We start from the raw sequence: 26,195 nt of genomic DNA, 5'->3' as shown, positions 1-26,195 counted from the left end.
TTTGAGTGAATATGGATAAGTTAGGCAAAGTGGAAGGCTTTACAGAGCTAGGTGTTAAACCTGCTTCTGAAGGCTCAGGGGAGGATGTTTGGCAATTTGCGGAGTTTGATAATCCGAAAGTTGCTGAAGCAGTAAAAACTGCTACTAAAACAGCAGATAAGCGCATTTTTATTTTAATTTTTGGACATTCCACACACCACTGTTAACTGTTAACGGTTAACTGTTAACGGTTAACTGTTAACTGTTCTTAGACAAACTTTGCAATTGTACCGCATTGGCAAGGGAGTCTAAACGTTTTGGGCTAAAACCCGCTGGAGGACTTGTTGATAAGCTGTCTCTACTGAGCCTAAATCGCGGCGGAATCGGTCTTTGTCCATTACCCGCTTGTCGGGGTCGGTTTCCGACCGATCCCAGAGGCGACAGGTGTCGGGACTGATTTCATCTGCGAGGATGAGTTTGCGATCGCGATCGAGGCCAAATTCCAGTTTGAAGTCTACCAGGGTAATGCCGCACTCGTTGAAAAATACCTTAAGAATTTCATTAATTTGACGGGCGGCGGCTTGTAGTTCTTCGAGTTGATAGGGGGTTGCTAGCTGCATGAATAATAGGCGATCGCGGGTTAATAGGGGATCTCCCAAAGCGTCATTTTTATAATAAAATTCCACTAGGGCTGGAGCGATCGCTGTACCTAGTGCCAGTCCGGTTTGTTGGCACAGACTACCTGCGGCAATGTTCCTGACTACAACTTCTAAGGGGAAAATCTGGACGCGGCGGACTCGCATCTGGTTGGGGGTGGGGCAGTCGATAAAGTGGGTGGCAATACCTTTGGCTTCGAGTAGCTGAAATAGGTGGCTGGATATGGCGCAGTTAATTTCGCCTTTACCGGCGATGGTGCCGCGTTTTTGGGCGTTAAAGGCTGTAGCGTCGTCTTTGAAATGGGTGAGTAAAATCTCGCTGTCATCTGTGGTGTAGAGGATTTTGGCTTTGCCTTCGTATATTTTGCTGTCGGGGGACATGGGGATTTGAGTTTTTAGATTTGGGTTGGACATTCTAAGTAGAAGTTCGATGGAAGTCGGATGAAGCAAGAAAGAATGCTTATACAGCAAGCTTTTTAGCCATTCGTATTTTATGTTTAACTAGGTGGATTTACTTAACGTTCCCGCTGTTGTTGGCTTAATCTGCCGTTAGGCCGATCGAACGGGATGCGTAAGAGATGTTGATTAGCATACTAAAACTTGTCTATAATTGCATAGAGTAACAAAAAACGCGAGTATCCCAATTTTTTAGGGGGCGAAGCATTCCGGTCGATAAGTTATTGGAAAGACACCAGAGATTTACTGCTGCAATGCTTCTCACTCCCAAGATATATTTGCGAAATCTGGATGCAGACAAAGAAACGGAGTAAATCCGAGTCGGTTGGCATTTTTAATAATATTAAAAACTCTCTCTCATGGGAACAAATTTTAGTTGTTAATTCGACTTGCTTTAAAGTTATGTCAAATTTCTCTGGAACGACTGAAACTATTATGATTATAATGAAACTTGGCTTTGAAGTCAATGACCACTACTCCGAGCGATGCAATTTGACGGTAACTTTAATTGTTGTGCCTAAGTTTGCTGCCTGTGGGTATTGCTAGGGAGTTGCCATACATTCAAGAGGTTTATTATGGAAGAAAAAACGATCCACATTTTACTGGTAGAGGACGATGAAGTTGATGTGATGAACATCCGCCGAGCCTTTAAAAAGAATAATATCATTAATCCCCTCTATATGGCAGCAAATGGTCTGGAGGCACTGGCTATGCTGCGCGGCGAGGGAGAGGGACTGGCGGTTCCTTCCTTGCGCCGCTTGGTGTTGTTGGATTTGAATATGCCTAAAATGAATGGAATAGAGTTTTTACGGGAGTTACGGCTAGACGATAAGCTGAAGTCGATTCCGGTGATTGTTTTAACAACTTCTAATGAAGATAGAGATAAAGTAGAAGCTTATAATCTTAATGTAGCGGGCTATATTCTCAAACCGGTGACTTTCTCTAATTTTGTGGAAACGATTGCGACGCTAAATAAATACTGGATGCTAAGTGAAATGCCTTAAATTGTTAATGGTTAATGGTTAATGGTTAGTGGTTAGTGGTTAGTGGTTAGTAGCAATCTAAGAATTAGTAATTAACAGCTAAGAGTTGGAAACGATCGCCTAAAAACCAACAACTAAAAACTGACAATTAAAAACTAGCAACTAACCATTATAGCTAGGGACTAAGGATTAGGGACTACGGGCTAGGGGAAGAAGGGAATAGAATCAGCGAGTTTCAGGGAACCAGAATGTTCTAACCACCTTGGCGGTTGCTATAACAACCCAAAAATAACCCCTAAGCATAACAACTAACAACTAACAACTAACAAATAACAAATAACAAATAACAAATAACAATTAATTATGGAAGAAGTTCTAAAGGTTTTGATAGTTGATGACGATGAAGTCGATCGGATGGCAGTCCGCCGAGCGTTAAAAATTGCAGGTTTGCGAGTGGAAGTTGCCGAAGCTGGGGGAAGTGAAGAGGCAAAATTGCTGCTGTTGGCTGCTCATAGCGAGCTAACCAATTCTGCGGAAGAAAAGCCGATAACAAAACCATTTGATTGCGCCTTCCTCGACTACCGCTTGCCAGATGGAGATGGTTTAACTTTGGTGAAAGCTATTCGGGAAATAGGTATTAAAATCCCCTTAATTGTGTTAACTGGTCAAGGGGATGAACAAATTGCTGTAGAAGTGATGAAAGCGGGTGCTTCCGATTATATTGCTAAAGCTAAGTTATCTCCAGAAAATTTGTCTCGAAGCTTGCAAAATGCGATTAGAATTTACCGCGCCGAAACTAAAGCTATGCAAGCTTCGCAAAAACTAAAAGAAAGTGAAGAGCGCTACAGATTAGTTCTTGAAGGTGCTAATGATGGGATTTGGGACTGGGATTTAAGCAAAAATGAGGTTTATTGGAACGATCGCTTGTTGGAAATAGTGGGTTTATCGCGCTCTGAATTTGGGAGTGCGATTGAGGCTTTTTTCAATCGCCTTCATCCAGAGGATTCTGACAGTACAAGAAAAGCTCTTGAAGCTCATTTAGAGACGGGAACAGAATATAATGTGGAATTTCGCCTGCTGCATTCTTCGGCTATCTATCGCTACTGTACTGGCAGGGGTAAAGCGCAACGAAATCACCAGGGTAAAGCGCTACGGATGGCGGGTATTATTAGTGATATTAGCGATCGCAAATTGGCAGAAGCGGCTCTAGAAAGGGAACGCCAACAACTTCGTCAAATTATCGCTTGTGTGCCGGTGCCGATGGCGATGTTTGATAAAGAAATGCGCTATCAGGCTCACTCTCAAAGGTGGCTGACTCAATATAATTTAGAAGGGCAATCGATACTCAATCGTAGCTATTATGAAGTATTACCAGATACTCCCGATCGATGGAAGACGATGCACGAGCGATCGCTGACTGGTGAGGTGGTCTCAGTGAGTGAAGATGCTTGGAAACGTGAGGATGGCTCTACTGTTTTCCTGCGTTGGGCGATTCACCCCTGGTACGATCCAGATGGTGAAGTTGGGGGGATTGTCCTAGTTAGCGATCGCATTAATGAGTTGGTAGAAGCGCGGGAAGCTGCGATCGAGGCGAGTCGGGTCAAATCACAATTTTTGGCTAACATGAGCCACGAGATTCGTACTCCTATGAATGGAGTTTTGGGGATGGCACAATTGTTGCTACGTCTTTCCCTAGAGCCGAAATCAAGGGAATACGCTCAGACAATTTATCGGAGTGCAGAACATTTACTTTCTGTGATTAATGATATCCTCGATTTCTCTAAGATTGAAGCTGGGGAAATGCGCCTAGAAAATTTAGATTTCGATCTAGATACTTGCATTGAATCGATGGTGGAAATGGTGGTAGCAACGGCTGAAGAAAAAGTTTTAGAACTGAATGTTTTGATTGAAAGTTCGGTTCCCAGACAGTTGCAAGGCGATCCGGGACGACTCAGGCAAATTTTGCTAAATCTGGTTAACAATGCGATTAAGTTTACCGATCGCGGTCAAGTTTTGGTCAGAGTATCTTTGAGGAGTACAAACGTTGATAAAAAGCTGATCTTTTCTGTACGGGATAGTGGAATTGGGATTTCCCCAGAAGGGCAAAAAAAGCTATTCCAGTCATTTTCTCAGGTCGATGGTTCTCCGACAAGACAATACGGTGGTACGGGTTTGGGTTTGGTGATTTGCAAACAATTGGTGGAGATGATGGGAGGCGAAATTGGGGTTCGCACTTCTGTGGGTAAGGGTTCTAATTTTTGGTTCGCAATTCCTTTGCAAATACAGCCACAACCTGTCGAGGGAGACGCGCGATCGCCTCTGGCGGGTACGCGGTTGCTAGTGGTATCTCATAGTGCCCTGACAAGGGCTGTAGCGCGGGCGATCGCGGAAGCACGGGGGGCCTACTGCAATGAAGCGGAAGATGCGACGGCTGCTTTAGCAGTGTTGGAGGAGGCGAATTCTGGAGATTCTAGGGAGGAAGATCGCTACACGGCGGTATTTCTGGATCTGCAACTATCGCGATTAGATGCTGAAGGGTTTGCGGCTTTTGTGCGATCGCTTGCGATCCCACCTCTGTTGATACCGATGACTTCCCTGCGCGATCGAAACAAAGCGGAGGCACTTTGCTCTCTAGGTGCTGCTAACTACCTGATTAAACCCCTAAGAGCTTCCCAGTTTTGCGATCGCCTTTTACCAGAAAAAACAGTGGAAGAGGAAAAAGAGTTCTCCTCTGTCTCTATCACCAATCAGGATAATTTTACTACACCCAATTATCAATCGTCAAGTCTTAATTATCAATCATCTGTAAAAATTCTCTTAGCTGAAGATCATTATATTAATCAACAAGTAATTCTCAGTCAACTCGCCGTTTTGGGCTATCAAGCCGACTGTGCTACTAACGGTCAAGAAGCACTAAAAATGCTCGATTCTCAATCCTACGACATAGTGCTAATGGATTGTCAAATGCCAATACTTGACGGTTATGCCACTACGAAAAAATTGAGGGAGCTAGAAGCCGATAACGAGCGAGAAAACTCTTCTCACAAGACGGTTATAATTGCTCTAACTGCCCATGCAATGCCGGGAGAACGAGAGAAATGTTTGGCAGCAGGGATGGATGATTACCTCAGCAAACCCGTCGATATAGAAGATTTAGCAGCAATGCTGAAAAAGTATGAATCAAGAACTAATCAATCTGAAAATGACAATAATAATTATGAAATTAAAACCATCAAAACCGAACAAAGTTTGCCATTAGAAACAGATAATTCAAATAGTCCGATAAAAACTGAGAGTGGAATCATCGCTTCACACAATGTGACAATTGAACCCACAAACGCCCTTGAATCTTTAGAAGATACGGAATTAGATTTACTATTGGATCGGAAACGCTTGCAGCAGATAGGTAGAGTAAATACTACTTTACCAAAGCGACTTTTAAAAGCATTTATTGACAGCGTACAAGTAGACATTGAATCTGCTAAAGTTGCCTTACTTGCTAAAGATTGGAGCCACCTTGAACACCAAGCTCATAGAATCAAGGGAACTTCTTCAAATGTGGGTGTTCGCTTAATGGCAGATTTGGCGGATCGGTTAGAGCGTCAAGCACGAGATTGTCAAAACCAGCCGCTACCAGAATCACAAACTATTGAAGGTGGAGAGGAATTATTAGCTACTTTGTCAAGCCATTTAGCACGAGTTAAGGCTTTTATTCAATCTCGGAATTGGTAATTGGTAATTGGTAATTGGTAATTGGTAATGGCTAATTGAGGAAAAATTCTCCCCCTCTCCCAATCCCCCTTCTCCCCATCTTCCTTCTATGGATTCTCAATCTTCAATCCCTAATTTACAAATTGCTAACCTCTGCCAAAATAGCCAAATTGGGAAAAAATTACCCACAGCTCTTTACGTCCACATTTCAGCTTTAAACGCTCTAGATCCTCAACTCAAACTATATGAAAGTTATGCCAGTAGTAAGATAGATTGTAGAGATAAAACTACCCTAATTAAATTTCATACTAACAAGCCTAAAATTTCTTATCTTTTTTACCCAGACTTCGATATAGATCCTCATCCAGCGTTACAAAATAGCATTCAAGTCAATGTAGAAACTGGAGAAATCAACCATAAAGATTATAGCAACATTGATAATCCTCCTATCCTTCACAGGAAAGAAACTTTTGTCACTCCTGACTACCCTCACTATCAGAAATTTGCAGAACTTACAAAATCAGAAGAAGCATTAGGACTCCTCGATCGTACCCGCACTATTGGCACTCGTCAAGGGTGGTTAGAATTATTAGAAAGGCAAGGCGTAGAAATACAACTCGATCACTCAGTCGTTGAATTTGATAGAGGAGAAGATGAGGAAAATTATCAATTTCCCATTCCGAAAATAGAGCGTCATAAAGCTGCTATGAGTCGGAATTCCCTATCTAAGCCAGTGCGTTTGGCCCTAGAAGCAAACTTATTTACTGAAGGCTTGACTTTCTTTGATTACGGTTGCGGATATGGGGGCGATGTTAAACGCCTTGCTGAAAAAAATATTACTACTGTTGGATGGGACCCGTATTATCAGCCGGATACTTCTCATGTTTCTGCTGATATTGTCAATCTCGGTTATGTGATTAATGTAATTGAAGATCCAGGAGAAAGGCGAGAGGCTTTAGTGAATAGTTGGGAACTAACTAAGAAAGTATTAATTGTTGCTGCTCAGGTACTTATTGATGATAGAAATAAAGGTCGCATTGCTTATGGTGATGGGGTAATTACTTCCCGCAATACTTTTCAGAAATATTATGAACAGGAAGAGTTAAAAGTTTATATAGATCGAGTTTTAAATGTTGATTCGATTCCTGTTGCTTTAGGCATTTACTTTGTTTTTCGCGATGAAGCTGAAGGTCAAAATTTTCGTGCTTCTCGCTTCAGATCCCGCGTCAGCACTCCCAGAATTCGCGTTCAAGTTAAGCGGTTTGAAGACTATGAAGAAGTGCTTGCACCTTTAATGGCTTTTATGACCGATCGCGGCCGTCTTCCGGTTAAAGGTGAATTACCTGAAGAATCAATTATTAAAGATGAATTTAGGACTTTTAACCGCGCTTTTCAAGTTATTTTACAAGCCACTGATGGTCAAGAATGGGAAGCAATTGCTGACAAACGCCGCCAAGATTTGCTAGTCTATATTGCTCTAAGTAATTTAGGAGATTCGCCTCAATTTCGTAAATTTCCTACCCAAATTAAAAATGATATTAAGGGTTTATTTGATAATTATCAAAAAGCCTGTGTGCTTGCGGATCTGATGCTTTATAGTTTGGGAAGTTCAACCATAATTTCTGATATTTGTCAAGATAGTGCTATTGGTTATAAAGTTTCTAAATCTCTCTCAGTTCACATTTCAGCATTAGAAGAATTAGATCCTTTGCTACGCCTATATGAAGGTTGTGCTAACCGGACAATTGGGCGCTTAGATGGTGCAACGGTTATTAAGTTTCACACTAATACGCCGAAAATTTCCTATTTATTTTATCCCGATTTTGATACAGATCCGCATCCAGCCTTAGACACGGCAATGCACATTGATTTACGCGACCTTTCTGTGAGCTATGAGGAATATTTTAGCTCTCGTAATCCTCCGATTTTGCATCGTAAGGAAACTTTTGTTACTCCTAACTATCCGCTATATGATAAGTTTGCTCAACTTAGTCGCCAAGAGGAATACTTAGGCATTCTAGATAATATTAGTGCAATTAAAAATCGTCGAGATTGGGTGAATTTTCTCCGAGAATATGGGGTAAAAATTAAGGATCATTGTGTTTTTTGGCGGTCGGATGCTGACCCAGAGCGGGTTAAAATCTTAAAAGAGGTTATCCGCGATCGTGTCAGAAAAAGTAAAACAGTTAACAGTTAACAGTTAACAGTTATAGCAACCTTCTTGGCAGTTAGGACGTTCTGATTTCCTGAAAGCTTATTCTATTCCCTTCTTTCCTTTCTTTCCCTAGCCCCTAGCCCCTAGCCCCTAGCCCCTAGCTATTAGCTATTAACCTTTCCATCAGGCATAATAGTTCCAGTCAAAATAGCTTCACGGAAATCAGCATTAAGAATCAGCGCACCTCTCAGATTAGCATGAGTTAATTGCGCCGCATAAAAACTAGCCCCATATAAATCGGCACGGTAAAGATTTGCACCAGATAGATTCGCCGCCCTCATATCGGCTCCCCTAAGTTTAGCAAAACTTAGTAATGCTCCAGACAGAATTGCCTCACTCAGATTAGCATCTCTCAAGTCAGCTCCGACTAAGTTTGCTCTACTTAAATTAATTCCAGTGAGGTTGCTCTGACTTAAATCTGTGTCCATGAGTATAGCTCCATCAAGATTAGCCCCCTGCAATTTGGCAGCACTTAAATCTGCCTGACTCAGATTTGTATCCCGCAATATAGCTCCAATTAATTTAGCCTCACTCATATCTACCCCACTCAGATCTAATCCCGTTAAGTCTGCGCGATTCAAATAAGCCTGACTGAGCTTTATACTATTAATGAGTGCCCCTTTCAATGTAGCTCCTGTCAATTTGGCTCCATTTAGGATTGTCCCATTCAAATTAGCATCCATTAAATTAGCAAAACGCAAATTGCAACGGCTCAAATTCGCCTCAGATAGATTCGCGCCGCTTAAATTAGCTTGATAAAGACTACTCTCAATCGTCGTCACTCCCGTGAGATTGACTTCCCGAAAATCGCGTTCACCGGCAGCATATCGGCTTAGCAATTCATTAGCATTCATAGTTTTCTCCTTTTAACTTTTTGAATGCTTTCATTTATTCCTCTTTTAGTTGTCATTAGATAATTCATCAGGCAGCTCTATCCCTTTCAAGTCCGCTCCCGTCAGGTTGCTGTTAGTTAGATTTGCTGATGTCAGACTTGCCCTAGTCATATCAGCCCCTGTCAAGTTAGCGCCACTGAGGTCAGCACCCATCATGTTTGCTCCCGTGAGGTTGCAGCCACTCAGGTTGGCACCACTGAGGTCAGTCCCTCTCAGGTCTGCCCCACTCAAGTCAGCTTCACTCAAGTCAGATTCACTCAAGTCGGCTCGCCGCAGCGAAACTCGCCCCAGCTTGGCTCCCTTGAGGTTAGTCCGCCACATATCGGCGTTAGTTAAGTCCGCATTCGTTAGTTCTGCATCTGTCAGGTTGGCTTCGCTGAGGTCGGCCCGCCGCAGAGTTGCGCCATTCAAGTCAGCCTTTGTGAAGTTAGCCTCGCTCAAGTCGGCCCGCCGCAAAGTTGCCCCGCGTAGGCTGGCTCCTGTCAAGTCCGCTCCCTTCAAGTTGACTTCGCTCAAATCGGCTCGTCGCAGACTAGCGGCCCGTAGAATTGCCCCGCTCATGTGACAACGATAGAGGGTGGCTCCGCTGAGTCGAGCTCCCGTCAGATTAGTCCGCCACAAGTCGGCGTTAATCAGGTCAGCATTGGTGAGGTCAGCGTTAGTTAAGTTGGCCTGTCGCAGTTCTGTTCTGGTGAGAATTGACCCACTCAGGTCGGCATCTCTCAAGTCTGCTTTGGTTAAAATTGCCCCTGTTAGGTCAGAGCGTCGCAGTTGTACTCCAGCGAATTCGCGATCGCCTTTAGCATATCGAGTTAATATTTCGATGGAGTCCATTTAACAACCCTCAGAATTAAAATCTGGTGAAATCTTTGTAATTAGGCTTTGATTAAAGGCCCACACAAAAATTTTAACAAAAAATGTGTAACATGAAATAGTCATAAATTCACTAGGGATGGATTTGTGGCTCTTAGCTTTTTCAAAAAAAAGCTAAGTATTTGATTCTTCAGTATGAGAAAACCTGAAATTTTCCCAGTCTGTATTTTCTCGAATCAGCTCAAAAATTCCCTTGCGAATTAAGTTTTCTAGCTGTAACCGCTGTTCCAATAATCTGAATGGAGGTCGAAGCTGCTTGATTGAAGATTTAGAACTCTCAATTGTATAGTAATGGGGAATTTTGCTGAGAACATAATCAATTAGCTTTTCCCGCAATTCAGGAATAATAAAAGCTGCTCGATAGGGACAGTTGGGTGATTCCTCCAAGACATTCTCAATTTCTTCTAAGACGATTGGCAAAGTTGAATTTATCAGTTGATATGACATTGATTTTCCTCTTTAATTGATGATGAAATCTTGGATTTTGCAGTAAGATAACAGCGCCAATAACTACTACGGAAATGATAGCTTTCCCGTGTTACTGTAAATTCTCCCGTCTGGCATAATTGTCCCAGCTAAAACAGCATCGCGCCGATCGATTCCGACAATTACTGCTCCCCGCAAATCGACTCCGCTTAAGTCCGCCCCCCACAAGCTAGCCGCTGATAGATCGGCACAGCAGAGCTTAGTTCCTTGTAAGGAAGCCAATCTCAGATTGGCTCCCACCAATTGACTAAAGCTCATATCGGCTTGATCTAGAATTGCTTTACTCAAGTCAGCGCCACTCAAGTTAGCTAAAAGCAAATTAGCCATAGTTAAATTGATTTCCTTGAGGTTGCTTCCAATTAGGTCAACGCAACTTAGGTTTGCTTCACTCAAGTTAGCTTGAGACATTGATACCCAACTTAGTTTAGCGCCGCTCATATTCACCCGCGACAAGTTAGCTTTTGTGAGGTTGGCATTCGTTAATTCTGCGTCTATCAAGTTAGCTTCACTTAAGTTAGCTTCGCTCAGGTTTGCCCCTCGCAAACAAGCTCCCTGTAAGTCAGCTTCTTTTAATTCAGCATTCATCAAATTAACATTTGTAAGATTTGCATTCTTCAAGTTTGCTCCGTTGAGAATCTTTCTACTCAAGTCTAACTGTTGCAATTGTGTTCCAGTAAATTCGCGATCGCCTTGAGCATATCGACTTAAAATTTCCGTAGCATTCATTAGACTAACCTCTAAATTAAATAGCAAGAGAATGAGGGTTTTTTGAATGAGCTATCACCTAATAGTAAGCCCTGATTTTTTACGAAAATCATCTCCTAAGTGGAACGATTTCTTTTGCAACCCAGTTGTTGCAGAAAGTGCTGATTTCGGTTGGCAAGGAGTGCAGGTAAATCTGGCATTTCTTGCCAACAGCAAGGGCAAAACCAATACAAACCCCGATGGCGCACCTGCCGCAGTAATTGATTAGAACAACAAGGGCAAGATTTGATGCTCATTGCTTTAGATGGTGAATCATTAACGATTTCAGCAGAATATGGAAACTCAGAAGTCTTTGCGTACAAATCCCTAAACCTTTTCTAGTTGTATACTGCTTTGATGAAATAAGGGTTTTGTGCAGAATGACTATCGTAATATTCTTCTAAATCACTCAGAAAAATTGTGAGTTGAGTTGGCTTGCCACGCTTAACATTAATTGTCCTTAACTGGGCTTTTTTATGTTTCAAGTCTTCGACATAGCCTGGAATTGCAATTCTCGCTTCCTTCGTAGAAGCAAAGGGGCCAAAGTAGTGGATGCAATGAGGATCTTGAGTGATAATCTCGACCCACAAAGCCAAACCTAAGCTATCTAAAAAATCTTCGCTAATTTTGCTGATAGTTTCTGGAAAGTGTCTCATAATATATACCTTGCTTTGAGCTAAGTAGACTTGAGTGCTGCTAATTCAATCAAGCCTAATAATTTACACAGAAAACAATGAAATTATTAAGTTATTGCTGAGTTATCAACAAACCTTTAAGACAAATTGATTCCTGATATTAGTCTAGTTTTTTATCTGATTTAACTTAAAGGTGAGATGCGTTAGCTTCCACTCATCAACAGTATTAAGCAACTCTTTAAAATAAATTCATATTTGTGTATAAAGTTTATATATCGCTATATTTCTTAATAAAAAATGAGAGTAAGACTTTAATAATATATCAAGAAAACATAACTTATTTTAATTTATATTAATAGAATTGCTGTTTATTCAATTTTTGAGGTATAATTTTTTTTTGTATAAATTGCTTCAATTTTATTAATAACTTTTTTTATAAGTTGATAATTTGTAACATTGCCCATTGCTGAAGCCTGCTTATTCTATTCCTTTCTTCCCCTAGTCCCTAGCCCCTAGCTCCTAGCCCCTAGCAGTTATAGCCTTCACCCAATCTTCAATTCCTTTTTTAGTTGGTGTACCCCCAGCCGTGAATGTCCAAATATCTCCCTTGTGCTGGGGGCCATAACTAATATGAATTGGTCTATCTTCCCCGTAAAAATAGAGAGAATCAAAGGGCAATTTTTGCGAGATAATCCACTCAACAAGGTCATTGCTTGGTAAATCCCTAATTAAAAAATCACAAGCTGCGCCCAATCTCTCACAATAATATTTACCATTTTTCTTGACCTCATAAGCCATATGCTGGTCAAGTTCAGGCGCAATTCGACCATTTTTGATGCCAGTGATGGGATCTTTCTTTTGCAGATACTTTTTTAAATCAGCAGAACAAAATCCATAAGTTAGCTGAAACCTATCTTTACCAAAGCAGTCAATTACGGGTTCGATAATGAAATTGTTTAAATCTTTAATTGCTTGAATAGTAGCTGCTAAATTTTGAGGAAACGGGTTGATTTTATCGGCATACTGGTGATAAGTATGGGTACAAGTACAAAAGTCCTTCAGAGTTAGATATTTTCCGAGTTGTACATCCTCCATTGTTATTTGACTCCTTTCTGAACTAAAATATAATAGGGATATCATCAAAACATCCCCCTGAGAATACTTATGAGCAACTCAAAAGTCAAAGGAATCGCTAGCGAATTGCAAACCCAAGCCTCAATACTAGGCGGGTTCGTGGCTCTAATGTGGATTATAGAAATTGTTGACTCATTTTTGCTAGGAGGGCGGCTGAATGCTTACGGAGTCCGTCCCCGTAGTATGGTGGGACTTCGCGGCATATTGTTTATGCCTTTTCTACACGCCAATTTTGCTCACTTAGCAGCGAATACCCTCCCTTTTATCACTTTCGGATGGTTGATTATGCTGCGAGAAACCAGTGATTTTTTTCTGGTGAGTGCTGTCACAATGCTGGTTGGCGGAGTTGGAGTTTGGCTGACGGGTTCGCCTTATTCTGTTCATATTGGGGCCAGCGGATTAATATTTGGTTATTTCGGTTTTTTGCTCTTGCGGGGATTTTTTGAACGCAGCTTGATGTCGATTGCTTTGTCTTTATTTGTGGGTTTTCTTTACGGAGGTTTAATCTGGGGAGTTTTGCCGTCACAACCGGGGGTTTCGTGGCAAGGACATCTTTTTGGGTTTATTGGTGGTGTGCTTGCTGCTCAACTTTTGGGGCGGAGGAAACAAGTAGAAGGTTGAGGCTGCTGAGTTGGCGGGGGACTCTACATTTGCTGGTAAGATGAGCGCGATCGGTTTTGATATCGATTTGGTATCTGAATCAATAATTTTGTTTGCGTGTTTTTCATATCTCCCTCGGATTAAACAACTTTTTGAGGATCGTAAGTTAGCATCTGTCCAGAGTTAAGCCGATATAGATATTCTTTCATATCGGCGGCTACTTCATTGGAGAGGAGATAACAAGCTATTAGGTTAGGGACTGCCATACTTAACGCCATCATATCAGCAAATTCAACTACGGCTCCTACACTGACAATTGCACTCAGAAATGTAAAGAAAACGTAAATACTACGGTAAATAATGAGAGTTTGTTTGCCGAAGAGATATATCCAGGCTTGTTGGCCATAGTAACTCCAAGAAATCACGGTAGAAATGGCAAAGAGAGTCACACAAATAGTTAAAAGCGTAGGGAACCAATCGGCAATAGTTCTGAAGGCTTCGGCAGTGATCGCGATACCTGATGTACCTTCTGGTACTGTAGCATAAACACCTGTCGAGACAATAGTAATTGCTGTTAAGTTGCAAACAACAATAGTGTCAATAAAAGGTTCGAGTAAACTAACTATTCCTTCCCGTAGAGGTTCATTGGTTTTAGCTGGTGCATGAGCGATCGCAGCCGTTCCCAATCCAGCCTCATTAGAAAAGCAACTGCGCCGAATACCTATTACTATTGAACCGACAATACCACCTGTGACTGCCTGCGGATCAAAAGCCGAAGTGAAGATTGTAGCGATCGCACCTGGAATTAGGCTAAAGTGATTAATCAGAATTGTCCCGCAAGCAATGGCATAAAAGATTGCCATTGCGGGAGTGAGTTTGTCTGTAATTGTGGCAATCCTAGTAATGCCACCAATGAGTACAAAGCCGATAACAGTGGCAATGATGATGCCAAACAACCAGTTAGGAAACTCTGGGATAATCTGTGCAACAGCGGCATAGGTTTGATTTGATTGAAAGAGAGTAGTCGAAAAACTAGCAAGAATTAATAAGATGGCAAAGGCATAGGAGAAAATTTGTCCTAGGGCAGCCATTCCTCGGTCAGCGAAACCTTTTTTGATATAGTACATAGGCCCACCTTCAACTGTGCCATCTGCTTCTAAAACGCGATATTTGGTTGCTAATCCGCATTCCATAAATTTGGAAGTCATGCCGACAAAGCCAGCTAATGTCATCCAGAAAGATGCACCAGGCCCTCCTAGTTGAATTGCGATCGCTACCCCGGCAATATTTCCCAATCCTACGGTTCCTGATAAAGCAGTTGCTAGAGCCTGAAAATGAGATACTTCACCTTCCTCGTTAGGGTCGTCGTACTTACCTATCACTACGTCAATTGCGTGTTTAAATAGTCGAATATTGGGGAAACCTAGGCGGATTGTAAAAAATATGGCTGCAACAATCAGCCACAAGACAATCACGGGAAAACCATTTTCGCCACCAATTTTAAAAAAGATAACGATAGATAATTGAGCAACAAGCTGATTGAATACACTATCAATGGTATCAAGGAGGCCACTCAATAATTGTGCAGATTCAGTGAATACCTGTGTGGGTAAAGACATCATTATAATCATTTCTGCGGGTCATTAATTTGAGGGGAAAGTTGCTACAGTGAACTTGAGTCTACTTGATACTCAGTTAAAAAGGCTCGCAGTTGCTTTTCCTGAAATCCTTTCGCCATTTCACAGACTATCTCAGCAAAAGGAATCCATTTCTCATCTAATTTTTTCAACTCTTCCGCTTGTTGGATAATTGCTTTCATATTTCCCTTTTTTGCTAAATCATGCAAAATTTCTAGCATTTCTGATGGTGGAATAACTAAAGATTCATTAGAGTAATTATTCGCCCTCAATTTAGTAGTAGATTCTGCCGTCTTTGGCTCTGCATAAATCCAAGATACACCTAATTGTTTCTCCAATAACTCAAACAATTCTGACACCTGTACAGGTTTAGGTAAAAAAGCATTTGCTCCCGCATCTAAACTCTTATATTCGTCAGCTTCAAACACACTTGCAGAAGAAACTATCACAATCATCTGTTTAAGTTTTTCAGCATTTCGCAAGCGACGTAGCAACTCAAACCCATCCATCACAGGCATAACTAAATCAGTGATAATGGCATCAGGATTAAACTCATTAACTTTTTCTAATCCCTCAGCACCGTTAACTGCTTCTACCACTTCAAAACCTACGGGAGTCAATAAATTTACAATGACTGAGCGATTTTCCCAACGGTCATCTACCACTAATAATTTCCGTTTATCCCCTGTAAAACCGACAATTGTTCCTTTTAATTCAAAAGTAGGTTTTAAGGTAAATTCACTAGCACAAGGTAAGTCTAAATCAAACCAAAATTGACTCCCAGCTCCCAATTGGCTACTTACACGAATTTTGGAATCCATCATTTCTACAATCTTTGAACTAATAGTTAATCCTAACCCTGTCCCTTCTGCCATGCGTTTTGTCTCACCGACTTGTTCAAAGGGAGTAAATATTTTTTGTCTTTGTTCTTCACTCATTCCTACCCCTGTATCTACAATTTGAAATCGGATTTTCTGGATCGCATTCAAAGTATTTACTTCACGTTCTATCGTCGATGATTCAATCACACCAACTTTAAAGGTGACGCTACCTTTATCGGTAAATTTGACGGCATTTCCTAATAAATTAATCAATACTTGTCTCAATCGTTTCTCATCAGCTTGAACGCTAATCGGGAGTGCGGGGTCAAATTGGCTAATAAATGTAATTCCTTTTTGTTCAGCTTTAATGCGACAAATTTCACTAACGGCGTGGAGAAATGCTAGAAAATGAAATTCGTTAGGATATAGTTCCATTTTCTGAGCTTCTATTTTGGAGAGGTCTAAAATATCATTAATCAGAGTAAGCAAATGAGACCCACACTGCTGAATAATCCCTACGCCTTTTTGTTCGGTTTCTTGAAGGTTATTTGAACGAATTAAAATTTGAGCATAACCTAAGATACCATTGAGAGGAGTTCGTAATTCGTGACTCATGTTTGCCAAGAATTCGCTTTTAGCTTGGTTTGCTACTTCCGCTGCAACTTTAGCATTTTCAGCTTCTTCTTTAGCTTCTTTAAGTTCCGCTGTACGTTCCTCAACTCTAATTTCTAATGCAGTAAAAGACCCTTGTAATTTTTGTGCCATCAGGTTAAAAGACTCCGCCAAAACTTCAATTTCATCGACACCATTGAGTTCAATTTTTTGGCTAAGTTCTCCCTTTGCAATCGCTTGACTAGCTTGACTTAACCGCAAGATTGGTTGAGCAATCCAATTTGATGTAAATATACCCATTATTGTCGCTACAACTAAAGCCAACAAACATAATAAAATCGTGGTGCGGGTGTTGGCATTAATCTGCTCCATAAAGTCGGACTCTGGTACGACAATAACAATCAGCCAGTTTAAGCCTTGACGATTGGATAAAGGGAGAATTTCTACAAATTGTTCTTGGCCATTGAGTTTAAGTTTGAAACCTGTTTGGGTGGTAATTCTATCTAAGCCACCTCTATATTTAGCCAAATAATCTGCTGTGGAGCGAATCATCACATCCCTGCTCTCTGTTGCTTTTATTGTTTGGGGTTTTCCATCATTTCCCTCGCTAAAAAATTTTTCTAAAGTGGATGTTGCGATCAATTTTCCCGACTTTTCGATAATGAAAGCTTCGCCATGTTTGCCAATTTTTAATTGGCTCATAAATTTACTGATGTCTGATAGATCTAGTGCAATTGTTAATACTTCTAAAAAGTTACTATTTTTATAAATAGCTCGGTCGTTAGTAATCGTTGGTCTTGTTTGAACGCCAACACGCATAAACACATTACCCCACGTAGGTTTTCCTATGCGGACTGCATCTTGATACCAAGAGAGTTCGCGATGATCGAAATTAGGAAATGATTTTAAAAGTTGACCAGATTCCCCGTTTTCATTAGCTGTATAACTATTCAAATTACCCGTAGACTGTTCTGCTATTCTGATAATCAGTTTGCCATCTTCAAGTCTTTCGGCTGCAATAAATGTTCCCTCCTGATTAGCGATTGCAATATTAGTAACTGAATCAAATATTTGAATTTGCTTCCAGAGATATTTAGATGTTTTTTTCAAATCTTGGGAATTTAATAGACCAAGACTGACGGCATCTGCATTAATCTGATTAATTGTTGGAGGCACTGCCAAATAAACTTCAAGTTTTTGCTCGATGCGATACGCCACCTCTCGTTGTAACTGAGTAACCACATCATTAACTGCTTTTTGTCCATTACGCAAAGACAACCACCCCGTCAGTCCAACAGCAGCAAATATTTGTAGGACAAAAGGAACAACGAGGACACCACGCAGAGGGAATTTTCGAGAGTTCGCAGTAGTTGGACGCATATAATGATTGTGGAGATACTATTTGGTTGAATATAACTACTTTCTCTTTAAATCATTGTATCCTAGAAAACATTGATATCTGAGAAAGCAACAATTTTTCATAGAAACCGTTTTTTTACATAAATTTTAAGAGAGTGCAGAGAAAAGTTAGGGGATGGTGTTTGGAAGTAGAGAGGTTAAAAAGGTTTTTCCGGCTTCATTGAGGTTACTATCTAGGGAAAAAGTTAGACTGCGAACTCGGATATCTCCAGTTATTATGTCTAGTGGCTGTTTGAGGTTTTGCGGGTAAATAAGAATTGCATTTTGACAGTTTACTGCATTTGCGTAGGCGACTATTTGATGAATATCGCTACTGGCTACTTTATCGGGAACTTTGTATTTGGTATCGAGGACGTATTGGACTTTTCGGGTTTCAATATCTCCTAGAACTAAGTCAATGATATCGAAATAATTTTGGTCATGTATGAATCGGTGTTGTTGCTGGACAAAGAAGCCTTTTGGTGTATTTACGTTGAGCCATTCAGCAACAAATTCTTCATATAAATTAGCCATGTTTATCAGAAAGGGAACCATCTCGCGATCGCCTTTTTCGTGACTTGGGCCTGTATTCTCCAGAAAGAAGCGACATAAGGCGTGTAAAAGTTGATAATCTTGATTTAAACGGTGATAATTTCTATCAATACAAGCTTGTGAGGTAAAAGATTTTATGGTGACAATTCCTTGGAGTGTATGAAAAGCTTTTCGTACCTTCGATGAGACTAATTCGCCACACAAACCGCTACGGCCAATAATAAAGAGTGTCCAAGCTAGAATTTGATTATCTTCGATATCACTTGTTTGTTCGTTATAGTGACATTTTAGTTTAACTTCCCAAGGTTTTTGAACTGCTTGGCGGATATCGAGGCGGCCGCGAATATAGGGAAGTTTTTCGGTTTTGGGTAAATAATCGCGATATAATCCTTTACAACAGCGTTCGATAATTTTCTTGGCAAGGATGTTTGCTAATCTTTCATAAACTTGTTCTAAAGATTCAGACTTAATTTGTCCTTTGGGAAAATTTATATTAAATTTATAGGCATAGTCAAGCATTCCAAACAAGTTTTCTATCGGGACTTTTGGCTGGATAATAATGTGAAATTCTGGAGTAATTGGAATATTGCCAACTATGCCTTTAGATTTTAAATGCCATTTATCTTTTGTTTTACGGTTGGGAAATTCTATCTCTATTTCCTTGGCATAATTATCATATATTTTATCGCCTACTGATTCGGGGATTACATCTTTTTCAAAGGTTGCTAATTGATATTCTGTGATCTCGATGGTTTGCGGTGATTCTTGTTCCATAAGATGATTACTTGCTCAATTTATCTTTGATTTTATCCCAAAGAAATTCATCCATTTTTTTCTGATTATCAAAGAAGTATTCTTCCAGGTAGGGTTCTATTTCCATTTGCCAAATATCTTGGATATCTTCAGCTAAGGTTTCTGTTAAAAAGAAAGAGATCCCTAGTTCATAGTGTTTATTGTTAATGGCTTGATTAACCTCTTTGAGAAGACCAATTAACTTATCAACTGGGAAATCTGTTTCCTCTCTATTATGATAGTTTTGTAATAGTTCATAGTTAGGAGAAATAGGGATAAATGCAAAGCGGCGGCGCAGTGCGTTATCAACTAAAGCAATAGAACGGTCTGCCGTGTTCATTGTGCCGATAATGCGGACATTTGTAGGGATTTTAAATAGTTTACCGCTGGCTAAGGTAATAAATCTTTCCGTGTCTTGTCGGTCATCTAATAGATACATTAATTCGCCGAAGACTTGAGAGAGATTTGCGCGATTAATTTCATCAATAATGAGTACGCAAGTATCTTCACAGCCTTCGGCTTTTTCGCAGAATTGTAGGAATCTACCGGGAACTATTGAGTAGGTTAATTGTCCGTTTTCAGTTATTGGCCGGAGGCCTTCGATAAAGTCTTCGTAGGTGTAGGCGGGGTGAAATTGGATAATGTCTGAGAAGCCATCACCGCCGCCGATTAAGTGTTTGGCAAGTCTTTCTGCTATGAAAGTTTTGCCGGTTCCCGGTGGGCCTTGGATGATAGTTTGGCCTTTGCGGTTAATGGCGTGTTTCCATTGGTTTAGTTGTTTTGTTTGAAAACCAGTAATTTCTGAAATTTCTTCTAGTTGATACACTGGATTAAATTCTTTTTCATAGACTGAAAAATATTGACCAATAAGAAAATCATCGGAACCATTCTCGTCAATAGTATCGTAGAAATTAGCAATCAAAAATAATGGAAATAACTTTTTAAAGGCTTGTACTATTTTATGAACTAACTGTTTAGCAGAAGATCCTAATGTTTCTTTTAATTTAAGTGATAGGCCAACATTAATATAATAATAAACAGCAGGGATTACGTTTAAAGGTAAAGAATAATTTTCTGAGTCTTTTTCTACTAATAGTTCATAAATATTTTTAGGTGTTTCCTCTGAAGATGACCAATTTTCATCACCACCTACCCCAAGTTCTGTATTCACCCCACTCACCCATAGGTCATATTTAGCTGGAAGTCGATAACATTTAAGGTATGCAATTGCATTTTCGTTATCTATATAATTATCTTGGTAGTTTCTTATTATAAAATCAAGTTTGGCATATACACTAAAAGTTAAGTTCTGGTTGTGGAAGCTTAGTCTTAGCTGACCATCATCAATAGAATTTATATCCTCAAAACAAAAAGCTACACTGTAGGCTGTTGATTCGGAATATTTTGTTTTAATGATGGAGCCAAATTTCTCATGCTTGATATTTATATATTTTTTTATAAAATCAGGCAACTGCTCTTCTACCTGGCTTAAAATATACTTTACTGGCTTTTCTACATAGTTTAAAAAATCTTTTTTGTGTGCCACGTAAAAATCTGAGGTTGGATTTTCCTCAAATTCTGCCAACAGGTCAAATGTGTTTACTGAAAAAGGACATTCAGGATGTACAAAAAGTTTTTCCATTTTTTATGTATCTTTAAGGCGACTCAATTGTTGTGCTTAAATTATTATAGCCGATCGCATTCCTGAAACCAGACATCAAAAATACCTAGACCTAGCCAACCACAAACATCGCACCCATAACATACTAACAGCAAAAAAGCAACCGTTACCCCAAACCCCCACAAACCGCCAACCCCGAAAACATCATTAACTTATGTCAAAATCCCCCCAAAGTGCTATATTCAACAGCGTAAACCCCGCAGAGCAACTTTTACGCTCTCAATATCCATTAACAATCTAACTGAATGCTTCCCAACTTAAAGAAAATCGGCGGAATTATCCTATTCTTCATAACATTAAAACTATTAATCGACTCCCAATATATTAGACAAGCATCTAATTATATCCTAAAAACCAACCAAGCCAGCGCCACATTAGAAGCTCATATTAACACACGAAAATCACCAGAGACAGCCACACAAACACCTGCAATTTATCAAAACTATGATGTAGTAATTTATGGAGATGAAGTTCCAGGGGTATGTGCAGCAATTTGGGCGAAAAAATCTTTAGGCCCTAATGGAAAAGTTGCCTTAGTTCGTTCAAATCATCCTACGGAACCTCTAGGCGGCGTACTTACACGCGGTGGTTTAGGCTATGTTGACTTAGATAAAATACCAAGTTGGTATTCCGAACCCTACGCTCAATGTTTCCTTAACTTCTTAGATAAAGCTCAAGTTTCCGAAGCTTGTTTAGAAGTCAAAACAGGCGATCTAGCTTTGAAAGAAATGCTATTAGAAGCCGGAGTAACGATCATTTCTGGTTCTACTCTTACCCCTCATGTCGCCAATCAAAAAATTGAATATGTGGAAGTAAAAGAAAACAATATCAGAATTAAAGCTGACTCCTATATTGACACAACTCAAGATGCAGAACTAGCCAGAAAAGCTGGTTTATCTTATTATCGCGGCTATGAATCTCAATCGCCAAAATTGCGAGATTCTACATTATCAGTATCTTTAGTCCCAACAATCACAGGTTTAACAATATCCGAACTCAAAAAGATTGAAGATGACATTATCTACAATCAAGAGTTAGTGAAAAAGATAGAAAATAGCATTAACAAATATCAAGATCCAGCCGGGGCAGAATTCTGGATGAGGAACTTTTGGCAACCTATTTACCAACCCTATCGCGATGGTTATAATATCAGAAGTTCAGTATTAGGCGCAGCCTACCATTTAGAACATAATAAACCCTTTACTCAGTCTGGATTCTTTTTCGATCGCGCTAATATTTGCATCTACAAAGATAACTCCTTATCTTGGAATGGGTTTTTGTTTAAATACCCCGTTGATAAAGTTATTGAACTCGAAGAAAATGGCAGAAAACCAAACTCAGAAATGATTCAAGAAATGTCATCTATCCAGGCTTGGCTACAAAAAATGTCTGGTAAAGATGTGAGATTATTTATCCCAGATGAAATCTATATCAGGCAAACATTAAATATCCGCGATGTTGTCGATCCCTTGACGGGGGAGGAAATCATCAAAGGAGGAACTGAACCAGAAAAATCTATCGGTAGTTTCTCCTATGATTTTGATTTACGAGGCGGAGTTAAAGGATTATCAATCAAAATCCCCCCTCTTCCTGTTTATAACTTTGGTATTGAAAGTGCTTTAGCTACAAAGGTAAACAATTTAGCAATTGTTGGACGTTCTTCGGGATATGTGGGAATGGCTGTATCGGTCGGAAGAATTTTAACAGTTAATATTTATCAAGGTCAAGGAATTGGCGTAGCGGCGGCGATTGCGCGTCAATCTGGCGTGCCTTTGAATACAATTACTTCTAGGCAAGTTAGGGAAGAAATGGAAAATTTAACGGGTAAAATTACCGGTTTGTACGGTAGAGATACAAGTGAAGGAGTTGATTATGGAGATGTAAAATAATCGAGATTTGTGGAATAATTTGACTTTTTATCAATAAAATTATCTAATTCAGAACCGATAGAACACTTCAAAAGTCTATCGGCAAAGTCACTATTGTAAAGTTTGATTACAAATGCCGATAATCCGCATAAAAAGCGAGGTATCGACCCTGACAGATAAATTGACGGGATCAATACGCAACAATTATGACGGAATTTTTTGGAACTGCGATCGCAGACGCTTTGGTTGGAACCTCCGGTTCCGACACTATTTTTGGTCTAACTGGAGAGGATACCCTCTCTGGCGAACAAGGCGACGATACCATCTATGGTGGCAAAGACAACGACATCCTCTATTCTGGTTTTGGCAATGACCTTTCTCGCGGGGATCTCGGTGACGATTTAGTTTTCGGGAACGAAGGCGACGATTTGCTTTACGGTGGCAAAGGTAATGATACCCTCCTATGCGGCGATGGCAATGACACCGTTCATGGCAATCTCGGCGACGACTACCTAATTGGTGGCAATGGTAATAATATCTTTGTTCTCAATCCCGCAGAAGGTAAGGATACCATCTTGGGATTTAAAGCTGGAGACAAGATTTTAGACGGACTAAACAACCCGTCTTATGGAGAAATCCGTGATGGCCGAGTTGACGGGTTGGAAATATTGGTTTTGGACACCGATGGGAAACTGTTCAATCCAACGTCTACGCCTGTGGTGACACCTACTCCTGTGGTCACACCTAGACCTACACTGACACCGACACCTGCGGTTACGCCTACACCTACACCTGCGGTTGCGCCTACACCGACACCTGCGGTTACGCCTACACCGACACCTGCGGTTACGCCTACACCTGACCCTACGGTGACACCTACACCTGACCCTACGGTGACACCTACACCTACACCTGCGGTTACGCCTACACCGACACCTGCGGTTACGCCTACACCTGACCCTACGGTGACACCTACACCTGACCCTACGGTGACACCTACACCTGACCCTACGGTGACACCTACTCCTACACCTACGGTCACGCCTACGCCTACACCTACGGTGACACCTACGCCTACACCTAACGGCTTTAATATCAAGTTCGACTATAGTTACGATACCACTGGTTTCTTTAACGATCCTAGTCGCAAAGCCGCATTAGAAGCAGCAGGTAAAATCTGGGAAGATGTCATCAAAAACGACTTTCCCGATCCACCTATTGGCATATCTGGTACTATCACTCATCCAGTTACAGGGCAACCGCAAAACGTTACCTTCAATTCCCAAATTGATGATATGGTTCTGTTTGTCGGCGGTCAATCTCCCGTCTTCAGTCGCCCTACTAATCCTTCTACTAATGCTGTTGTAACAGCCGGAGAACTTCTTTCTGGCCAGACAGTTCGATATGACAGCATTCGACAAGCAAGACCAGGGGATATTTTTGGAAGCATCTCTTTTAACTCAAGTCTTAACTGGTTCTTTGACCCAACACCTGCAACTGTTGATGATATTCCAGTAAACCAAACTGATTTCATTCATGTTGCCGTACACGAAATTGGTCACTCGCTAGGTTTCTACCCCTTTAGGCAGGGAACTGGCCCTAATGCCCTCAATGTTAATGGTGGTAATCCAATTCCATTTGGCGCAAATGGTAATCCTCACATTGAGCAAAACTTCCGAATTGATGGTCAAGTACCAGTTATGTCACAAGGTGGTAGTCAGCGACTTCCGACAAGAGCAGATTTAGCTATCTTGGCAGATATTGGCTATCAAATTCCCAGTCTTGCTGGTTATATCTCACAAGAAAGACCACCGATCGCAACCCAAAATCGTGACGATTTTTTTGGTACTGATGGTAACGATACAATCGATCTTTTAGGTGGAGATGATTTCGCCAATGGATATGAAGGTAATGATAGCTTGATTGGCGGTGCTGGCAATGACAATCTTACTGGTGGTGATGGTCTGGATACCTTTGTCTTTGGCGCAGCAAATGGTCAAGATCAAATCAATGATTTTGTAGTAACTGACGACAAGATACAGTTAGCTGCTAGTCTTGGTTTTAGCGATGGAGCCGCTGTTTTAGCAACACCAGGAAACTTATTAAATAGCCCAAATTCTTTTACTGGAGAGCTATTTTCTCGGATCACTCTCAGTCCTGGGAATACGATTCAAGTGCTTCACGCCCAACCTCTGACGGCTACGAATTTCATCATCCTCTAATCTAGTCACCATACAAGTTTAGAATTAAAGCGATCGCACCTCATCAGAGAAGAGATGCGATCGCTTTTTCTTGGCCTGCTAAACTCAAAGTGGTGAAAATTCTTGTTTCAGTTATGAAATCTAGTAAATGGACGCATCTCCACGCTCAATTTCACTACTTGTTAATCCACCGCCAATTATTGCCACGAAATCAGCGGATATTAGTAGCATTATCCGGCGGACAAGACTCTCTATGTTTAACTAAATTACTATTAGATTTACAGCCAAAATGGGGTTGGGATTTGGCAATTGTACACTGCGATCACCGCTGGCGTACAGACTCGAAAGCTAATGCCGATCGCGTAGAAGAATTAGCTCTCAATTGGCAATTACCCTTTTATCGCCAAATAGCCCAAGAAATACCGAAAACTGAGGCTACAGCCCGACAATGGCGCTATCAAGCTTTAGCTGAAGTTGCGATCGCCCACAATTACCCTTACATTGTCACAGGCCACACAGCCAGCGATCGCGCTGAAACCCTCCTATATAACCTCCTTCGCGGTAGCGGTGCCGATGGCCTCTCTGCCCTCACCTGGCAGCGCCCTTTGATGGGGAGCGGGGGATCTCTTGAGCAGAGGGGCAGGGGGGCAGAGGAGATATCTCCGTCTTCCATCTCTTCTGCTCCCCCGCTCCCTCACTCCCCATCTGCCTTATTAGTGCGTCCCATGCTCGAAATTACCCGTACACAAACAGGTGCATTTTGTCAAGAGCAAAACCTCCCAATTTGGGAAGATTCCACCAACCAAGACTTGCACTATGCTCGTAATCGTATCCGCGCTGAATTGTTACCATACTTGCAAACTCACTTCAACCCGCAAGCGGAGCAAGCTTTAGCGCAAACCGCAGAACTTCTTCGTGCCGATGCTGACTACCTAGAAACAGCAGCCAGTGAATTGCGGTTGCAAGCATCTTTTAGCCCCACACCAGAGGAAAAAGTACGGCTTGACCGTCGTATCTTGCAAAAGGCCTCCTTAGCACTGCAAAGAAGAGCTTTGCGGCAAGTATTGCAGTTAATATTGCCCGTTGCTCCTAGCTTTGCTCACATTGAGAAAATCCGAGACTTAATCTCAGCGCCCAATAGAGCGCAAACCGATCCATTTCCCGGAGGTGCGATCGCCACTGTCGAAGGCCAATGGATTAAAATTAAAAATTAGAAATTAAACACTCAGTATTAATTTTTAATTCGTCAAGACACCATAACTTTTTAA

The 26,195-nt window shown here is 40.9% G+C and carries 20 protein-coding genes; 9 read left to right on the top strand and 11 right to left on the bottom strand.

Translation table 11 applies throughout. The features are described 5' to 3' along the window. Positions 1–11 precede the first annotated feature (11 nt). Positions 12–206, top strand: coding sequence for a hypothetical protein (locus PY364_RS26895; RefSeq protein ID WP_275570779.1), 195 nt, complete (start codon positions 12–14; stop codon positions 204–206). Between the two features lie 81 nt (positions 207–287). On the opposite strand, the gene purC is transcribed toward PY364_RS26895, so the two are convergent. Next, positions 288–1,016 carry a phosphoribosylaminoimidazolesuccinocarboxamide synthase gene (purC, locus tag PY364_RS26890; protein ID WP_275570803.1) on the bottom strand — a complete coding sequence of 243 codons (729 nt, stop codon included), beginning with the start codon at positions 1,014–1,016 and terminating at the stop codon, positions 288–290. A gap of 650 nt (positions 1,017–1,666) precedes the next feature. Between purC and PY364_RS26885 the strand changes: the two genes are divergently transcribed. From PY364_RS26885 to PY364_RS26875, 3 genes are all read left to right on the top strand, one after another. Further along, complete coding sequence (locus PY364_RS26885; RefSeq protein ID WP_007356413.1) at positions 1,667–2,095, top strand: response regulator; 429 nt, start codon at positions 1,667–1,669, stop codon at positions 2,093–2,095. Positions 2,096–2,437: 342 nt separating this feature from the next. Further along, the gene (locus PY364_RS26880; RefSeq protein WP_275570778.1) at positions 2,438–5,806 is read left to right on the top strand and encodes a response regulator; all 3,369 of its coding nucleotides are present in this window, start codon (positions 2,438–2,440) and stop codon (positions 5,804–5,806) included. Between the two features lie 88 nt (positions 5,807–5,894). Continuing rightward, a complete protein-coding gene (locus PY364_RS26875; RefSeq protein WP_275570777.1) occupies positions 5,895–7,982 on the top strand; it encodes a DNA phosphorothioation-associated putative methyltransferase in 2,088 nt (695 codons plus the stop codon). A 122-nt stretch (positions 7,983–8,104) separates the two neighbouring features. Here the strand turns inward: PY364_RS26875 and PY364_RS26870 are convergent, their stop codons facing one another. From PY364_RS26870 to PY364_RS26855, 4 genes are all read right to left on the bottom strand, one after another. Then, positions 8,105–8,854 (bottom strand): pentapeptide repeat-containing protein, encoded by a 750-nt coding sequence (locus tag PY364_RS26870; RefSeq protein WP_275570776.1) that lies wholly within the window; start codon positions 8,852–8,854, stop codon positions 8,105–8,107. Positions 8,855–8,899: 45 nt separating this feature from the next. Then, on the bottom strand, positions 8,900–9,727 hold the full coding sequence (locus PY364_RS26865) for a pentapeptide repeat-containing protein (RefSeq protein ID WP_275570775.1): 828 nt from the start codon (positions 9,725–9,727) through the stop codon (positions 8,900–8,902). A 153-nt stretch (positions 9,728–9,880) separates the two neighbouring features. Next, positions 9,881–10,213, bottom strand: a complete 333-nt coding sequence (locus PY364_RS26860; protein WP_275570774.1) for a hypothetical protein — start codon at positions 10,211–10,213, stop codon at positions 9,881–9,883. 66 nt (positions 10,214–10,279) lie between these two features. Continuing rightward, positions 10,280–10,978, bottom strand: coding sequence for a pentapeptide repeat-containing protein (locus PY364_RS26855; protein ID WP_275570773.1), 699 nt, complete (start codon positions 10,976–10,978; stop codon positions 10,280–10,282). A gap of 46 nt (positions 10,979–11,024) precedes the next feature. On the opposite strand from PY364_RS26855, the gene PY364_RS26850 reads away from it, so the two are divergent. Further along, positions 11,025–11,225: a hypothetical protein gene (locus PY364_RS26850; protein WP_275570772.1), complete on the top strand. Its 201-nt coding sequence runs from the start codon at positions 11,025–11,027 to the stop codon at positions 11,223–11,225. 109 nt (positions 11,226–11,334) lie between these two features. Here the strand turns inward: PY364_RS26850 and PY364_RS26845 are convergent, their stop codons facing one another. Continuing rightward, entirely contained in the window at positions 11,335–11,652 is a 318-nt protein-coding gene (locus PY364_RS26845) for a DUF1816 domain-containing protein (RefSeq protein ID WP_275570771.1), read from the bottom strand. 498 nt (positions 11,653–12,150) lie between these two features. Then, positions 12,151–12,726, bottom strand: coding sequence for a hypothetical protein (locus PY364_RS26840; RefSeq protein ID WP_275570770.1), 576 nt, complete (start codon positions 12,724–12,726; stop codon positions 12,151–12,153). A 69-nt stretch (positions 12,727–12,795) separates the two neighbouring features. Here PY364_RS26840 and PY364_RS26835 point away from each other — a divergent pair, with 69 nt between their 5' ends. Beyond that, positions 12,796–13,386 carry a rhomboid family intramembrane serine protease gene (locus PY364_RS26835; protein WP_275570769.1) on the top strand — a complete coding sequence of 197 codons (591 nt, stop codon included), beginning with the start codon at positions 12,796–12,798 and terminating at the stop codon, positions 13,384–13,386. Between the two features lie 119 nt (positions 13,387–13,505). Here PY364_RS26835 and PY364_RS26830 read toward each other — a convergent pair whose 3' ends face one another. The 4 genes from PY364_RS26830 to PY364_RS26815 form a co-directional block, all read right to left on the bottom strand. Continuing rightward, on the bottom strand, positions 13,506–14,987 hold the full coding sequence (locus PY364_RS26830; protein WP_275570768.1) for an alanine/glycine:cation symporter family protein: 1,482 nt from the start codon (positions 14,985–14,987) through the stop codon (positions 13,506–13,508). Between the two features lie 41 nt (positions 14,988–15,028). After that, positions 15,029–17,815, bottom strand: a complete 2,787-nt coding sequence (locus PY364_RS26825) for a hybrid sensor histidine kinase/response regulator (protein WP_275570767.1) — start codon at positions 17,813–17,815, stop codon at positions 15,029–15,031. 147 nt (positions 17,816–17,962) lie between these two features. After that, on the bottom strand, positions 17,963–19,159 hold the full coding sequence (locus PY364_RS26820) for a restriction endonuclease (RefSeq protein ID WP_275570766.1): 1,197 nt from the start codon (positions 19,157–19,159) through the stop codon (positions 17,963–17,965). 7 nt (positions 19,160–19,166) lie between these two features. After that, complete coding sequence (locus PY364_RS26815) at positions 19,167–20,819, bottom strand: AAA family ATPase (RefSeq protein WP_275570765.1); 1,653 nt, start codon at positions 20,817–20,819, stop codon at positions 19,167–19,169. Between the two features lie 284 nt (positions 20,820–21,103). Here PY364_RS26815 and PY364_RS26810 point away from each other — a divergent pair, with 284 nt between their 5' ends. From PY364_RS26810 to tilS, 3 genes are all read left to right on the top strand, one after another. Further along, positions 21,104–22,747: an FAD-dependent oxidoreductase gene (locus PY364_RS26810; protein ID WP_275570764.1), complete on the top strand. Its 1,644-nt coding sequence runs from the start codon at positions 21,104–21,106 to the stop codon at positions 22,745–22,747. Between the two features lie 185 nt (positions 22,748–22,932). After that, complete coding sequence (locus PY364_RS26805; RefSeq protein ID WP_275570763.1) at positions 22,933–24,948, top strand: hypothetical protein; 2,016 nt, start codon at positions 22,933–22,935, stop codon at positions 24,946–24,948. Between the two features lie 113 nt (positions 24,949–25,061). Continuing rightward, positions 25,062–26,141: a tRNA lysidine(34) synthetase TilS gene (tilS, locus tag PY364_RS26800; protein WP_275570762.1), complete on the top strand. Its 1,080-nt coding sequence runs from the start codon at positions 25,062–25,064 to the stop codon at positions 26,139–26,141. Positions 26,142–26,195: the final 54 nt, after the last annotated feature.

Source organism: Kamptonema sp. UHCC 0994 (genome assembly GCF_029167235.1).
Classification (GTDB): domain Bacteria; phylum Cyanobacteriota; class Cyanobacteriia; order Cyanobacteriales; family Microcoleaceae; genus Kamptonema.
Note: the sequence above shows the minus strand (reverse complement) of the source record. Positions and strands in the feature narration are given on the sequence as shown.